Origin of the sequence: uncultured Campylobacter sp. (assembly GCF_938039205.1) — a bacterium.
In the GTDB taxonomy this organism is placed as follows: domain Bacteria; phylum Campylobacterota; class Campylobacteria; order Campylobacterales; family Campylobacteraceae; genus Campylobacter_A.
In genome coordinates this window covers 20,563-33,798 of the sequence record NZ_CALHVM010000017.1, presented here as the reverse complement: position 1 = coordinate 33,798, position 13,236 = coordinate 20,563, and the positions used below count along the sequence as shown (strand labels likewise).

Here is a 13,236-nt window from a genome sequence, read left to right as displayed (position 1 = left end):
GGATAAAAGATGGTTTCAAAACTACTAAAAATTTTGGCTCTAGGTGCGCTTCTTACGCTAAATTTAAACGCAAAAACCATAAAAGAGCGCGTTTTAACGATCGCTACGGAAGGTACTTACGCGCCGTTTTCATACTACGACGATAAAAACGAGCTAAAGGGCTATGACGTAGATATCGCCCGCGAAGTCGCTAAGAAGCTAAATTTAAAGATCGAGTTTTTAACCGCTCCGTGGGATGCGATGCTTGCGGCGTTTGATGCAGGCAAGGCCGATGCGGTATTTAATCAAGTAAGCGTTACCGATGAGCGCAAGAAAAAATACGACTACGCGCAGCCCTATACGGTCGTGCACGGCGCCATCATCACTCATAAAGATAACGACGACATCAAAAGCTTTGATGATCTAAAAGGTAAGAAAAACGCGGACTCCGCTACCAGCAACTGGGCGAAGGTGGCCGCTAGCTACGGAGCGCAAAACGTCACGGTCGATAGCTTTAGCAAGAGCATGGAGCTTCTCGTTAGCAAGCGCGTAGATACCGTCGTGCGCGATAATATCGTATTTTACGACTTCATCAAGCAGCGCCCGGGCGCTCCGGTTAAAATAGCCGCCGAGGGAAGCGATACCGACTATACCGCACCTATCGTGCAAAAGGGCAATACGGAGCTTGCGGGGCAGATCAGCAAGGCGATAGAGGAGCTAAAAAACGAAGGCAAGCTGGCTGAAATTTCGATCAGGTATTTCGGCAAAGATGTCTCGCGGTAGATGGCGATGAACGAATTTGACCGCATAAGCGAGCTTTTGCTAAGCTCGCTACAACCTATGGCGCTGGCGATGATAAAGGTGACGCTGCCTCTTACGGCGATCTCCTTTTCGCTGGGGCTTCTTATCGCGGTGCTAACGGCGATTGCGCGCATAGCAAATATCAAAATTTTAAAGCAACTTAGCGAATTTTATATCTGGATATTTCGCGGCACGCCGCTTTTGGTGCAGCTTTTTATCGTATATTTCGGTCTGCCGATCGTGGGCGTTACGCTCGATGTTTGGAGCGCGGCGATCATAACTTTCAGCCTAAATATCGGCGCTTACGCTTCCGAAGCCGTTAGGGCGGCCGTGCTTTCGGTGCCCAAAGGCCAGTGGGAAGCGGCTACGGCGCTCGGGATGAGTTATACGCAAATTTTACGCCGTATCATCGCTCCGCAAGCCGCTCGTATCTCGCTGCCTCCGCTTTCAAATATCTTTATCAGCACGCTAAAAGACACCTCGCTTGCGGCTTCTATCACGATGGTCGATATGTTTATGGTCGCTCAGCGCATCGCCGCGCGCACTTTCGATCCGCTCACGCTTTACGTGCTAGCCGCGCTTTTTTATCTGATCGTTTGCACGTTTTTGACGTTTTTGCAAGCTAGGCTCGAGAAGAGATTTTCAAGGTACGTGTGATGATAAAATTTAAAAATTTGACTAAGAAATTCGGCGATAATGTCGTTTTAAACGGCTTAAATTTAGAATTTAAAGACGGGCAGACTACGGTTATTTTAGGAAGCTCGGGCTCGGGCAAATCAACCCTGCTGCGCTGCATAAATTTACTCGAGATCCCGGACGGCGGCGAGCTTGAGCTTGGAAGCGATAAGATAAGCTTCGCCGGTAAAATTTCGAAAAAAGATATGCTGCCGTTTCGCGAACACACGGGGATGGTCTTTCAGAGCTTTAATCTATTTCCGCATCTAACGGCTTTGCAAAACGTAACGGAAGGCCCCGTGCAGGTGCTTAAAATCCCGAAAGAGCAGGCAGAAATTGAGGCCCTGGCGCTACTTGAAAAGGTCGGGCTAAAGGGCAAGGAGCACGAGTATCCAAGCAGGCTCTCGGGCGGCCAGTCGCAGCGAGTGGCGATAGCGCGGGCGCTTGCGATGAAGCCGTATTTTTTGCTTTTGGACGAGCCCACGAGCGCGCTTGATCCGGAGCTTGAGGCGGAGGTTTTGAAGGTTATCGGCGGGCTTAGCAAGGAGCGCGACTCGCTCATCATCGTTACGCATAATATGAACTTCGCCCGCAAAGTCGCGGATCGAATTTTATTTTTAGAGCGCGGCAATATCGAATTTGACGGTACGGCGGAGGAATTTTTCAGCAGCGATTCGCCGCGTATAGTCAAATTTATTTCGGCGATGGATTTTTAAAATTTAAAGGAAAAAAATGAAAATAGATACACTAATCGTAAAAGGCCTCGAAGCCAAAAACAATCCTTACGGCGCGGTCGTTCCGCCTATCTATCTAGCCACGACGTTTGCGCAAGATGGTTTAGACGACTTTCAAAAGTACGCTTATTCTCGTAGCGCAAATCCAACAAGAAATGCATTTGAAGAGCTTTTTGCCAAATTTGAAGATAGCAAATACGCATTTGCTCTAGCTTCGGGCATGGCGGCGACCTCGGCTGTTTTTAACCTGCTAAAAAGCGGCGACAAAGTGCTTTTAAACAGCAATGTTTACGGCGGTACTTACCGCTACGCAAACGGTATTTTCGCAAATTTCGGGATCAAATTTGAACTCGTTGAAGATCTAAATAAAATCTCTCGTCTAGACGAAGACGTTAAGATGATATTTATCGAAACGCCGTCAAATCCGCTACTGCGAGTAACGGATATCGCCCGGCTAGCCGAGCTAGCTCGTAAAAACGGCGCGCTTGTCGTCGTCGATAATACTTTTTTGACGCCGTATTATCAAAAAGCCCTCAAATTTGGTGCCGATATCGTCGTTTATAGCGCGACGAAATATATCGGCGGACATGCCGACGTAATTGCGGGAATCGTGACTACGAACGACGATGCGCTAGCCGAGCGTATAGCTTTTATGAAAAATACTCTCGGCGCGACGCTAAGCCCCGCAGATGCTTATAATCTAATAAGAGGCCTCAAAACTCTTAGCGTGAGATTTGATAGACAAAGCGAAAATACGCTAAAAATCGTAGAATTTTTAGAAAAAAACTCGGCTGTTAAAGCCGTGTATTACGCAGGTTCATTTTCGGCCGAGGAAAAACGCATCCAAAACACCCAAGCTAGCGGTATCGGCGCGCTAATCTCGCTGGAGCTAAAGGATGGCTACGACTATAAAATTTTTGCTAAAAGTCTAGAACTTTTTGACCTGGCCGTTAGTCTTGGCGGCGTAGAGAGTCTAATCTGCCATCCGGCCTCAATGACTCATGAATCTTATTCGCAGGATTTACAAGCTAAAATCGGCATTACTCAAGGTTTGCTACGCCTTGCTGTCGGTATCGAAAATTCGGATGATTTGATCGCGGATTTGGAGCAGGCAATAAATAAAGCTAAAATTTAATTTTGCTTGCAAGCTCGAACAAATTTAACTTTATACTCGGTGCGCAAAATAGGCGTACCGAGTTTTGCTCAAACTTGGCTACAGAGCATATCAAAACGGTCATGTGCATAAATTTGATCGTTCTACTATTTTGTTTTAAATAAGCTAGCCAAAACTCCGATGCTTAAAATCCCCAAAATGATCCACAAGCTAACCTGTGCCGAAATCTCAAATCCGTGATGAAAGATATGTGCCGACGCGTTTAGGGCGAGCTTTGCTGCGATAAAAAACAAAAGCGCTATAACGGCCTTTTCTAAATATACCAAATAGTCTTTTAGCGCTTCTAGCACGAAGTAAAGCGTCCTAAGCCCCAAGATCGCAAAAATCATCGCCGAATAAACTATAAGCGGCTCACGACTCACGGCGATAACGGCCGGAACGCTATCAAAAGCAAACATAACGTCGCTAAGCTCTATAACGCAAAGACACAAAAATAGCGGCGTAGCTATCCATTTTGCGTTTAGTTTGGAGATTTGATTTTGCAGTTTCGTCTTTTCGTCTGCTGAAATTTGAGCTGAAATCTCGCTATTTTTTACGAAAAAGCTATGCCCTAGAAGACGCGGAAAAACAGGGAAAAATCTATAAACCGCCCTGTAAGCCAGGTGGTTTGAGTAGTCCTCTATCTGCTCTTCATCATCATCCTTTTTCATCATCATTACCGCGCTATAAGCTACCATAGCAGCAAAAACAAACTCCATCCACGGCGAAATCCCGAGCAGACTTGTTCCGACGGCTACAAAGACGAGTCTAAATATAACCGCGCCTATAATGCCAAAATACAGCACTCTATGACGGTAAATTTCAGGAATCTTGAACCAAGAAAAGATTGCCATCATAACAAATAAATTATCCACGGATAACGATTTTTCTAAAATATACCCTGCAAAATATAGACTCATCGTTTCGCTTCCGCGCGCAAAATACAAATATCCGCCAAACGCTACGGAAACGGCTATCCAAAAAATAGACCAAAGCGCTGCTTGTTTGAGCGAGATTTTTTCGTCTTTTTTGTGCGCAAAAAAATCTACCGCAAATGCCGCCACGGCAAATATGATAAAAACGATCATTGTTTGAAATTCTAAACTATCCAAAAATTCTCCTTAATACCCGCAGCTTTGTTCGGGAAGCCCTCTTTGGCGGTTTAGCTCTTGCGCCGCCTTGCACGCCGAGTATGATTGTTTGCCGGCGCAATTTGCATTAAACCAGTCTATGAGCTGCGAATGCATACGGACGTTTTGATTGTATAAATTTACTTCATGGCTTGAATATCTATTTACGAAAGTAGAATTTAACGCTCTTTCTATTGCAAGCGCTTTGTTGTAAATTTTTACGCACTCTTTCATCATTTCATCGCTTATTACGGGTGCGTTGCCGTAAGTTTGCGCCGAGGGCGGGATCTCGTAACCGCCCTCTATCTCAAATGCGCCTAAAATCGCAATCGTAGCCGCTAAGAAAAATAAAATTTTCATAAGTACTTCACTACGGAATTTAAAATCAGCTCATCAAGCTTTCTATCGCTCGTAGGTTCGCCGATAGCCGAAAATTTCCACTCGCCGTTTCGTTTATATAGCTTGCCTAAAATCATCGCAACCTTATACGCAAATGCGCTATCTCGTACGATATTATACGACGCAAAGACTTTATTTACCCTAGTCGGCGTGCCTTCGTAAAGTCTAATGCTAGCAAACGGAATTTTATCAAAATCTATTTGATTATAAGAATTTAGCACGAAAAATATCTGCTCTACGTTTGAGTTTAAACGGCTAAGATCGACGCTGATTATTTCATTATCCAGTCCGTCGTCGCCCCCTACGTCTCCGACCAAGTCATCGCCGCTGTGAAATACGCCCGGGGCCGATTTTTTGCCAAAATAAACCACATCGCAAAACTGTTTGTTTGAGTCAAACATAGCAGCGCTTAAGTCTAAATCTACAGGCTTTATCTTATCTCTAAAAAAGCCTTTTTCGGTTATGGCGCCCCAGTTTGCTCCTACGCAAAAGCTGTGTAGATGCCCGCCGTCGTCTTTGGCGAGCGATATTTTTTGTCCTTTGACCAAATTTATCGCCATGGCTTGCCCCTATACGTCTAGTCCAAACTGTCTACAAAATCCAGCCAGTCCATCCTTAAAACCGCTTCCGTTAGCTGCGAAACGCCACTCGTTGTCTTTAAAGTATATTTTACCGAAAGATACTGCGGTTTCGGTAGAAAAGTCCTCTTCTAAATCGTATCTGGCTATCTCTTTGCCGCTTCTTTCATCGACGATTCGCATAAACGAATTTCTTACCATACCGAAATTTTGCCTTCTTGCGGCTGCTTCGTGGATGGTGACGACTATGTCGATCTCTTTGACGTTTGGCGAAATTTTGGCTAGGTCGATTTTTATGGATTCATCATCTCCGTCACCCTCTCCAGTGCGGTTATCGCCGGTGTGGACTACCGAGCCGTCTGCGCTAACTAGATTGTTGTAAAAGACGAAATTCTTCTCGTTTTCTACTTTGCCTGAAGCTCCTAACAAAAACGCGCTCGCATCTAGGTCAAATTCCGCTCCCGTATCGCTAGTATTTGTATCCCATCCAAGACCTACTAAAATTTTAGTTAGCCCGGGAGCTTCTTTGCTTAAACTAACTCTACCGCCCTTTGATAAATTTACCGCCACTTTGGCCTCCTTTAAAATTATTTATTCTATAGGATATAGATTTGAAGATTTTATTTAAATAAAGTTTAAGTTTAACTTTACCTATAGGATAAAATAATGGGCGAAAATTTAGCTTTTTTTAGCGCCGATGAGATACGAAATTTCTATCTGCAAATTTCTACAAACGTCCGCAAGTTACGTGAAAATAAAGGCATTAGTCAGCTTGATATGGCTTTAAGCATGGATATAAAGTCGGTCGCATTTTACTCAAACTGCGAGAATTGCCGCTATGATAAGCATTTTAACCTTGAGCATATTTATAAAATTTCAAAAATTTTAGATGTAGAGGTTGGGGAGATTTTCAAATTTTAGCGATTTAATTTGAGCTGATGTCGTTTGGGAGACCGGGTTTAATTGGGCCTAGTGATGAAAAATCGGTTCAATTTTGTATGCCGAATTTGTAAGATACGGCTCAAAAACTCAAGGCTAAATTTAACTTCGCGATCCCGAGGCAAAGAGAGCTTACTCCGCCTCGGAACGCGTATTTATTGCGGTTAAAACGGCTTATACACCATCATCCAGATGATGATGACCATCGCGATAGTCGGCACTTCGTTGTAAGCGCGAAAGAACATACCGCTTTTTTTACAGCGTTTCTCGCGCAGCTGCACCATATAGCGGCCAAGATCCAGATGAAACGCCGCAAGGATAACGACGACGGTGAGCTTGACGTGCATGTAGCCGCTACGCAAAAGCTCAGGCATCGCGACGATAATCAAAATGCCCGTCAAAAACGTGCCGATCAGCGCGACCCAGCCGATGTAGTGGTACATCTTGTACTCCTGCACCTCGACGACGCGCACGAAATCAGGCTTGTCCATATTCTCTGCGTGGTAGACGTAGAGGCGCGGCTGATAGAACAAAAACGCCATCCACGAGATGAAACACAAGTAGTGGAAATACTTGATGAGGTTGTAATACTCTGCCATTTTTTCTCCTTTTAATTTTTATTTTAGCGGCTTGTCTTTTTGCCCTATACTTCGCTTTGCTTCCCTTGCGGTCGCGACTGCAAGCAGAGGCTTTTAAATTTGGCTCGGTCATTACCGACCGGGTAATTCCCGTCGCCAAATTTAAAAGCGCCTCGTCTAGAACTTCTTGAAAAGCTACGAGCGCAGCGAAGTAGAAAAATACTTCGCCTTGTCGCTTTACATTCAAAATTTTGAAGTCAGATTTGTAAATTTGAGTTGTCGAAACCCGTACCCCGAAAATACTAAATTTGACCTTTTGCGATTAAAAAATCGATCAAATTCTCGTAAATTTAGCCGAGCCTTATCCCAGCAAAATTTCCTTCCTCGCTTCAAATTCCTCTTTGCTTATCGCGCCGCTTTCGTACAGCTCATATAGGCGTCTAAGCCGCTCCTCGAGGTCTTGCGCGCGCAGTTTGTCTTTTAGCGCTTCTTTTTTCTGATTTTTCTCGACGGCCGCGCCAGTTAAACGCAGATCAAAGAGCCACCACACGCCCCAAAGCGCCCAAAATACGTAACCCACGATCGCCCACGCCAGGCTATATCCGATGAAAAACAGAGCCATCATCGCAAAGCCGCTCACGAATTTGCCCAGATAAAATCTATGCCCGCCAAACCAGCCCGTAAGTAGCCAAAGCGCGTAGGCTATATAAACGTTATCACCCATTTTTAGCACCTTTTTGCCCAGCGGCGAAGCTCTGCCAGAGTATGAGCACGACTCCGACGTCGATCATAACGTCTGCGAGGTTAAATATCGCAAACTCAAACCACTTGTGCCAATAAACGTAGTCCACGACGCCGCCGTGAACGAAACGGTCGAGCAAATTTGAGCTGCCTGCGCCCAGGATTATACCCGCTCCTAGCGCATGCTCCTCTAGGATTTCCTTTTTCTCGCCGTTTGCGCTCAAATTTGGCTCCGTTTTTGCCGCAGCTCGCGCGTCAAATTTGCGCTTTAGCCGCCAAAGTAGATAGCCGCAAACACCCGCAATCAACGCCAGCTGGATAAATTTGAGCCATTCTCCCAGAAACGCAAACATCGAAAACGCCACGCCTCGGTTGTATGCAAGCACTAGCGAAAAGTACTCGCCCTGCCACGAAAAACCGCTCAAAAATATCTGCTTGACCGCCTGATCGAGCGCGAAAACGGCGAAAAACGCCGCGAAAAAAACGCCTAAAATTTTAGCCATTTAGCGCTTTTACGAAAAATTTCTCGACCTCGTCCATGCGGGTTTTTAGCGCGTCGGCACACTTGCCTTCGAGTAAAAGTCTGATGAGATTTTCGGTGCCTGAGTAGCGAAATAGCGAGCGGATGCCCTCTTTTGCGAGGCTTGCTTCAAGCTCTTTTAGCCCTGCGATACTTTCAAGCGGCTTTTTCTCGGTTATCTTTAAATTTAGCAAAATTTGCGGATACGGTTTTATCTCGCTTAAAATTTCACTCGCTTTTTTGCCTTTTTTTAGCACCAGTGCTGCAAACTGCAGCGCCGCCACGAGCCCGTCGCCCGTTTTTGCGTAGTCGCTAAAGATGATGTGGCCGCTCTGCTCGCCGCCAAAATTCGTGCCGTTTTCTTTCATCTTTTCAAGCACGTATTTGTCGCCGACATTTGCGCGCAGGAGCTTGATTTTGTGGGATTTTAGGTAGTCTTCGAGCGCCGCGTTGCTCATCACGGTAGCCACGACCGCGCCGCCTTTTAGGGCTTTGTTTTCTTGCAAAAATGCCGCCATGACGCCTAGCAAACTATCGCCGTTTGCCACCTCGCCGCACTCGTCTACAACTACGAGTCTATCGGCGTCGCCGTCAAACGCAAACCCCAGATCCGCCCTTAATCGCACGACCTCGGAGGCTAAATTTTGCGGATAGAGCGCGCCGCAGTTTAGGTTTATGTTGCTACCGTTTGGTTCGTCGTTGATGACGATGGTTTCGGCGCCAAGCTCGCTAAATATAGTCGGAGCGACCTTATACGCCGCGCCGTTTGCGACGTCTAAAACCACGCGCAATCCGTGCAGGCTTAGGTTTTTAGGAAATGAGTTTTTGATCTGCACGATATAGCGGCCGATGACGTCGTCGATGCGCTTTGCGGCGCCGATTTCGAGCATCTGTTTTTGCGATCTCTCGATTAGTGCGTCGTCGAAGTAAATCTTTTCTATCTGCGCTTCGGCCTCTTCGCCCAGTTTATTGCCGTCGCTGCCAAAAAATTTGATGCCGTTATCGTAGTACGGGTTGTGCGAGGCGCTGATCATGATGCCCGCGTCGCAGCGCATATCCTCGGTGAGAAACGCGATCGCAGGAGTAGGCATCGGGCCGATCTGGCGGACGTTGTAGCCCACGGCCGTGAGTCCCGCGACAATGGCGGTCTCGATCATGTAGCCGCTTTTGCGCGTGTCTTTGCCTAGTAAAATAGTGTTCGTATGCGACGCAAACTGTCTAAAATATATCCCCGCAGCCATAGCAAGGCGCATGGATGTTGCGGCGGAGAGTTTTTCGCCCGCTTTGCCGCGAACGCCGTCGGTGCCAAATAGCTTCATCGTTTTTCCTTTTATGACTTATATCGGCTTGTCTTTTGAGCATTTTTATAGAAACCCCGCCTGTGGCGTCGCTACGCTGGTTTTGAATGAGTTTAAAATTTTCGCCCCGCGGCAGACTACCTTTGCTTCGCTTTGCTCGCAACTGCAAGCAGAGGTCTAGCCTTAAAACGAAATTTTCCGCACAACTTCAAATCCATCTCAAAATACTGCACCGCAGAATTTGCCGGACAGCTTTTTGCTTGGCAAATTCCATAAATCTATTAAATTTTCGTCCTATTTTATCAAAAAATATCCAAATTTAAGTTGTAAATTTCCTCGCTTTAAATTTTACTTAAATTAAGCGGATTTTAAAACTGGTTTTTATATAATCACGGACTAAAATTATGACAAAAGGGACATTATGGCAAACCATAAATCTTCTGAAAAAAGAGCCAGACAGACTATCAAAAGGACTGAAAGAAACAGATTTTACCGCACTAGGCTTAAAAATATCACTAAAGCCGTGCGCGTAGCCGTTGAGGCGGGCGATAAAGAAGCCGCGCTAAACGCGTTTAAAGTGGCAAACAAAGATTTCCACAGCTTCGTTAGCAAAGGCTTTTTGAAAAAACAAACAGCTTCTCGCCGCGTAGGACGCCTTGCAAAACTCGTAAACAAACTATCTGCTTAATCTAAATTTTAATGCTAGCCGACAAACTGCAGCCTTTTTTGGATCGCTACGACGAGCTCTCTCGTCTGCTTAGCGATCCGTCTATCACAAACGATATCGCAAATATGACCAAGCTCTCCAAAGAGCAATCAAATTTAGAAGATATCGCCTCGGCTGCAAAGTCCTATCTGCAAACTCTCACGGACATCGAGGAAAACAAGGCCCTACTCGATGACGCCGAGCTTGGCGAGCTAGCCAAAGATGAACTCAAAAATCTCGAATCCCAAAAAGAAAATCTCGAAGAAGAGATCAAAATTTTACTCCTTCCAAAAGACCCTAACGACGATAAAAACGTATTTTTAGAGATCCGCGCAGGAACGGGCGGAGACGAAGCGGCACTTTTTGCGGGCGATTTGTTTAACGCCTACGCCAGATACGCCGAGCTTCGCGGGTATAAATTCGAGATCGTGAGCCAAAGCGAAGGCAACACGGGCGGCTTTAAAGAGATTATTTTGCTGATAAAGGGCAAGGGGGCGTACTCGAGGCTCAAATTTGAGGGCGGCACTCACCGCGTCCAGCGCGTGCCCGAGACCGAAAGCCAAGGCCGCGTACACACCTCGGCCGTCACAGTCGCTATTATGCCAGAAGTCGAAGATAGCGAGATCGAGATAAATCCAAACGACCTTCGCATCGACGTTATGCGCAGCTCAGGCCACGGCGGACAGTCGGTAAATACGACCGACTCGGCGGTGCGAATCACTCATATCCCGACGGGCATAGTCGTCACGAACCAAGACGGCAAAAGTCAGCACAAAAACAAAGAAGCCGCGATGAAGGTGCTAAAAGCGCGCCTTTATGAGATACAAGAAGAGGAACGCCTAGCCAAAGAAACCAGCGAACGCAAAAGCCAAGTCGGCACGGGCGACCGCTCGGGGCGTATCCGCACCTATAACTTCCCTCAAAATCGCATCAGCGACCACCGCATAAATTTGACGCTTTACCGCCTCGACGCGATAATGGCAGCGGGACTTTTTGACGAGATTATCGAGCCGCTGATTGCGCATTATCAGGCTGAAGCGATCTCGGACGCCGATCTGTAAAGCTCTAAAATTCACTAAAAATTTGGCATTTTCAATACGATATTTTCATTAAATTTGGATGTAAATTTTGCTGCAGACGGAGTCGTCATGCAAGTTAAATTTGAAAACAACTTATCTTCGCGTTTTAGGTAAAATCTCTGAAAAATAGTAGCGAATTCGGATCTGCTTTTTAAAATTTAGCTTTAAAAATATCAAATAAAAACTAAGTTGAATTATGTAAACCGATAAATTTTTAGTCGCGCTAACACGTAGTTTTTTCAAATTTATCCGACTAAAATTTATCAAAGTTCCAGCCTATCGCGCCGTCAATACGCAAAACAAAAACCGTCCGTCAAAGCCAAATTTGGGACTTGAAATCTGGTTTTGTTAAAATCAAAAACCCGTAAATTTCTCAAATTTATAACCATAAACAAGGCGTCTAATTTATTGCAAGCGGCTTTGTAAAATTTGAGTGAAGTTTTTGCAGCAAATTATCCAAATTTAATAACTAGAAATAATTTAAAATTTCACGCCGAAGCTAAAATTTGACTCCGCGTTCACATGTTTGCCGCATATTAAAGCTCGTTTTTTTAGCAAGCAAAATAGCTTCACTTCGCCAGTTCAAGTATATTGCACGCTCGCTTAGAGCCAAGCTCGCAGGCCTTTTTGAGACGCTCGCCCGATAGCTCAAAGCTTTGCGGCGCGATGTCACCTTTTAGATAAAACACCGACTCCTCGTAGCAGCTCTCCGCGCTCCCGGCGGCGCAGGCGTCTTTGTAGATCGCAAATGCCTTCGCCCCGTCCTTGTAGCCCGTTAGCCCTTTGGCGTAAAACTCCGCGGAAAGGTAGCAAGCCAGCGCGTCGCCGCCCGAGCAGCTTTTTTCTAGTGCAGCGAGCGTTTTTTCGCAGCTTGCGGCGTCGCCTTTGTTTATGCAGGCATTTAGTCCGGCCTCGTTTATAGCGGCATTTGCGAGCACAACTGCGACGGCTAGTATCCAAATTTTCCTCATTTTTTATCCAACTCTTTTAAATTTTTAAATCTATAAATCCCGTTTTTCACTCGCTCGAAAATTTTGCGATTTTCAAGCAGCTTGATGGTCTGCGTGACTGTGGGCTTGCTGGCGTCCGTCTGCTCGCAGATATCTGAAATTTTAACTGTTATGAAGCCGTTTTCATCCACATTTTGGGCTAAAAACAAGATGATCTCCATCTTTTTCTCGCCCAAAATTTGACCGAAAATCTCCCTCTCTAACTCCGTCATCGCGCTAAATTTACTTGTATTCTAGCAGTTTAAAGTATTTTTTCGCAATAGGATCGAGAAAAAAGGCATCGTATTTATCGCCCGGATCCTGCCCCATAAGTTCCGGTATCATGTTGTATTTATACATTTCTCGACCATTTTCATTTTCGTCTTCATGATAAACGTAAAACGCACCGTCTAGGACGACTTGTCCAAATTTACATTTTTTGCTCTCGCTTTCTTCATTAGGCCATTCGTATTCCCATTTGTATATTTGCCCAAAATTTGAATTTCCGACTTTTAAAAATATATTTTTGAGATGATTGCTGTTAGGCTCGTCCAGCATTAGTTCGCCGTATTCTATGCCGGTGTTTATATCTCCGTCATACCCTTCGCCAAAGTCGTAATTTTTTCCTTCGTAGGTTATTTTGCTGCCGTCTGCCATAACGAAATTTTCGCCCAGACGACTATAGTTTTCGTCCTCTTTGCGCTTGCTTGCCTCGGCTTCTAAGTGTTGCATGCTGTTTTCATTGACGCAGTAGCTTAGTTTTAGCTTTACGATATCGTTTTTATTCTTTTTTAAAAATGATTTTAACGCGTGCATAGACTTAACGTCCGACAAAAATATCTCGGCAGTATTTACCTCTTTCGCACCCAAAAACGCGGCAAGCGCAAGCGATAAAACGATGATTTTTTTCATTTTTTACTCCTTAAGATGAACCTAA

Annotated in this window: 18 protein-coding genes; 7 read left to right on the top strand and 11 right to left on the bottom strand. The window is 45.4% G+C overall.

Features of this window, described 5'->3' with window-relative positions:
* The first annotated feature begins 9 nt into the window (after nt 1-9).
* Genes Q0394_RS02100 through Q0394_RS02085 form a run of 4 tightly spaced genes read left to right on the top strand, consistent with a single transcriptional unit; the run spans nt 10 to nt 3,324 of the window.
* Nucleotides 10-762: an amino acid ABC transporter substrate-binding protein gene (locus Q0394_RS02100; RefSeq protein WP_298945349.1), complete on the top strand. Its 753-nt coding sequence runs from the start codon at nt 10-12 to the stop codon at nt 760-762.
* A gap of 6 nt (nt 763-768) precedes the next feature.
* The gene (locus Q0394_RS02095; RefSeq protein WP_298085028.1) at nt 769-1,437 is read left to right on the top strand and encodes an amino acid ABC transporter permease; all 669 of its coding nucleotides are present in this window, start codon (nt 769-771) and stop codon (nt 1,435-1,437) included.
* Nucleotides 1,437-2,171 (top strand): amino acid ABC transporter ATP-binding protein, encoded by a 735-nt coding sequence (locus tag Q0394_RS02090; RefSeq protein WP_298945347.1) that lies wholly within the window; start codon nt 1,437-1,439, stop codon nt 2,169-2,171. Before Q0394_RS02095 ends, Q0394_RS02090 begins: the two co-directional genes overlap by 1 nt.
* Before the next feature lie 16 nt (nt 2,172-2,187).
* Nucleotides 2,188-3,324 carry a PLP-dependent aspartate aminotransferase family protein gene (locus Q0394_RS02085; RefSeq protein ID WP_298945345.1) on the top strand — a complete coding sequence of 379 codons (1,137 nt, stop codon included), beginning with the start codon at nt 2,188-2,190 and terminating at the stop codon, nt 3,322-3,324.
* A 125-nt stretch (nt 3,325-3,449) separates the two neighbouring features.
* On the opposite strand, the gene Q0394_RS02080 is transcribed toward Q0394_RS02085, so the two are convergent.
* Genes Q0394_RS02080 through Q0394_RS02065 form a run of 4 tightly spaced genes read right to left on the bottom strand, consistent with a single transcriptional unit; the run spans nt 3,450 to nt 6,019 of the window.
* Entirely contained in the window at nt 3,450-4,454 is a 1,005-nt protein-coding gene (locus Q0394_RS02080) for a TerC/Alx family metal homeostasis membrane protein (protein WP_298945343.1), read from the bottom strand.
* A gap of 9 nt (nt 4,455-4,463) precedes the next feature.
* Nucleotides 4,464-4,832, bottom strand: coding sequence for a stress protein, tellurium resistance protein TerZ (locus Q0394_RS02075; RefSeq protein ID WP_298945341.1), 369 nt, complete (start codon nt 4,830-4,832; stop codon nt 4,464-4,466).
* Nucleotides 4,829-5,431 carry a TerD family protein gene (locus Q0394_RS02070; protein WP_297939729.1) on the bottom strand — a complete coding sequence of 201 codons (603 nt, stop codon included), beginning with the start codon at nt 5,429-5,431 and terminating at the stop codon, nt 4,829-4,831. Before Q0394_RS02070 ends, Q0394_RS02075 begins: the two co-directional genes overlap by 4 nt.
* Nucleotides 5,432-5,440: 9 nt before the next feature.
* A complete protein-coding gene (locus Q0394_RS02065) occupies nt 5,441-6,019 on the bottom strand; it encodes a TerD family protein (protein ID WP_298945339.1) in 579 nt (192 codons plus the stop codon).
* A 96-nt stretch (nt 6,020-6,115) separates the two neighbouring features.
* Here Q0394_RS02065 and Q0394_RS02060 point away from each other — a divergent pair, with 96 nt between their 5' ends.
* Entirely contained in the window at nt 6,116-6,370 is a 255-nt protein-coding gene (locus Q0394_RS02060) for a helix-turn-helix transcriptional regulator (RefSeq protein WP_298945337.1), read from the top strand.
* A 182-nt stretch (nt 6,371-6,552) separates the two neighbouring features.
* On the opposite strand, the gene hemJ is transcribed toward Q0394_RS02060, so the two are convergent.
* The 4 genes from hemJ to glmM all read right to left on the bottom strand — a co-directional run bounded on the left by hemJ (nt 6,553) and on the right by glmM (nt 9,546).
* Nucleotides 6,553-6,987, bottom strand: coding sequence for a protoporphyrinogen oxidase HemJ (gene hemJ, locus Q0394_RS02055; RefSeq protein WP_002949512.1), 435 nt, complete (start codon nt 6,985-6,987; stop codon nt 6,553-6,555).
* A 340-nt stretch (nt 6,988-7,327) separates the two neighbouring features.
* On the bottom strand, nt 7,328-7,690 hold the full coding sequence (locus Q0394_RS02050; protein ID WP_298945335.1) for an NINE protein: 363 nt from the start codon (nt 7,688-7,690) through the stop codon (nt 7,328-7,330).
* Entirely contained in the window at nt 7,683-8,210 is a 528-nt protein-coding gene (locus Q0394_RS02045) for a signal peptidase II (RefSeq protein WP_298945334.1), read from the bottom strand. The genes Q0394_RS02050 and Q0394_RS02045 overlap by 8 nt, the downstream gene beginning before the upstream one ends.
* Nucleotides 8,203-9,546: a phosphoglucosamine mutase gene (glmM, locus tag Q0394_RS02040; RefSeq protein ID WP_298945333.1), complete on the bottom strand. Its 1,344-nt coding sequence runs from the start codon at nt 9,544-9,546 to the stop codon at nt 8,203-8,205. The genes Q0394_RS02045 and glmM overlap by 8 nt, the downstream gene beginning before the upstream one ends.
* A gap of 400 nt (nt 9,547-9,946) precedes the next feature.
* Here glmM and rpsT point away from each other — a divergent pair, with 400 nt between their 5' ends.
* Entirely contained in the window at nt 9,947-10,213 is a 267-nt protein-coding gene (gene rpsT / locus Q0394_RS02035) for a 30S ribosomal protein S20 (protein WP_002949506.1), read from the top strand.
* Between the two features lie 11 nt (nt 10,214-10,224).
* On the top strand, nt 10,225-11,292 hold the full coding sequence (gene prfA / locus Q0394_RS02030) for a peptide chain release factor 1 (RefSeq protein ID WP_298792291.1): 1,068 nt from the start codon (nt 10,225-10,227) through the stop codon (nt 11,290-11,292).
* A 587-nt stretch (nt 11,293-11,879) separates the two neighbouring features.
* Here the strand turns inward: prfA and Q0394_RS02025 are convergent.
* The 3 genes from Q0394_RS02025 to Q0394_RS02015 are packed head-to-tail and all read right to left on the bottom strand — an operon-like array spanning nt 11,880 to nt 13,211.
* A complete protein-coding gene (locus Q0394_RS02025) occupies nt 11,880-12,281 on the bottom strand; it encodes a sel1 repeat family protein (RefSeq protein WP_298945331.1) in 402 nt (133 codons plus the stop codon).
* Nucleotides 12,278-12,532 carry a replication/maintenance protein RepL gene (locus Q0394_RS02020; RefSeq protein WP_122872954.1) on the bottom strand — a complete coding sequence of 85 codons (255 nt, stop codon included), beginning with the start codon at nt 12,530-12,532 and terminating at the stop codon, nt 12,278-12,280. Before Q0394_RS02020 ends, Q0394_RS02025 begins: the two co-directional genes overlap by 4 nt.
* A 10-nt stretch (nt 12,533-12,542) precedes the next feature.
* The gene (locus tag Q0394_RS02015) at nt 12,543-13,211 is read right to left on the bottom strand and encodes a hypothetical protein (RefSeq protein ID WP_298945329.1); all 669 of its coding nucleotides are present in this window, start codon (nt 13,209-13,211) and stop codon (nt 12,543-12,545) included.
* Nucleotides 13,212-13,236 lie beyond the last annotated feature (25 nt).

Excerpts from the sequence above, each read along its gene's own strand:
- Q0394_RS02020 (WP_122872954.1), bottom strand. The coding sequence starts at position 12,532 with ATGACGGAGTTAGAGAGGGAGATTTTCGGTCAAATTTTGGGCGAGAAA.
- Q0394_RS02060 (WP_298945337.1), top strand. The coding sequence starts at position 6,116 with ATGGGCGAAAATTTAGCTTTTTTTAGCGCCGATGAGATACGAAATTTC.
- glmM (WP_298945333.1), bottom strand. The coding sequence starts at position 9,546 with ATGAAGCTATTTGGCACCGACGGCGTTCGCGGCAAAGCGGGCGAAAAA.
- Q0394_RS02095 (WP_298085028.1), top strand. The coding sequence starts at position 769 with ATGAACGAATTTGACCGCATAAGCGAGCTTTTGCTAAGCTCGCTACAA.
- Q0394_RS02070 (WP_297939729.1), bottom strand. The coding sequence starts at position 5,431 with ATGGCGATAAATTTGGTCAAAGGACAAAAAATATCGCTCGCCAAAGAC.
- Q0394_RS02085 (WP_298945345.1), top strand. The coding sequence starts at position 2,188 with ATGAAAATAGATACACTAATCGTAAAAGGCCTCGAAGCCAAAAACAAT.
- Q0394_RS02090 (WP_298945347.1), top strand. The coding sequence starts at position 1,437 with ATGATAAAATTTAAAAATTTGACTAAGAAATTCGGCGATAATGTCGTT.
- hemJ (WP_002949512.1), bottom strand. The coding sequence starts at position 6,987 with ATGGCAGAGTATTACAACCTCATCAAGTATTTCCACTACTTGTGTTTC.
- Q0394_RS02100 (WP_298945349.1), top strand. The coding sequence starts at position 10 with ATGGTTTCAAAACTACTAAAAATTTTGGCTCTAGGTGCGCTTCTTACG.
- Q0394_RS02045 (WP_298945334.1), bottom strand. The coding sequence starts at position 8,210 with ATGGCTAAAATTTTAGGCGTTTTTTTCGCGGCGTTTTTCGCCGTTTTC.
- Q0394_RS02015 (WP_298945329.1), bottom strand. The coding sequence starts at position 13,211 with ATGAAAAAAATCATCGTTTTATCGCTTGCGCTTGCCGCGTTTTTGGGT.
- Q0394_RS02075 (WP_298945341.1), bottom strand. The coding sequence starts at position 4,832 with ATGAAAATTTTATTTTTCTTAGCGGCTACGATTGCGATTTTAGGCGCA.
- prfA (WP_298792291.1), top strand. The coding sequence starts at position 10,225 with ATGCTAGCCGACAAACTGCAGCCTTTTTTGGATCGCTACGACGAGCTC.
- Q0394_RS02025 (WP_298945331.1), bottom strand. The coding sequence starts at position 12,281 with ATGAGGAAAATTTGGATACTAGCCGTCGCAGTTGTGCTCGCAAATGCC.
- Q0394_RS02050 (WP_298945335.1), bottom strand. The coding sequence starts at position 7,690 with ATGGGTGATAACGTTTATATAGCCTACGCGCTTTGGCTACTTACGGGC.
- rpsT (WP_002949506.1), top strand. The coding sequence starts at position 9,947 with ATGGCAAACCATAAATCTTCTGAAAAAAGAGCCAGACAGACTATCAAA.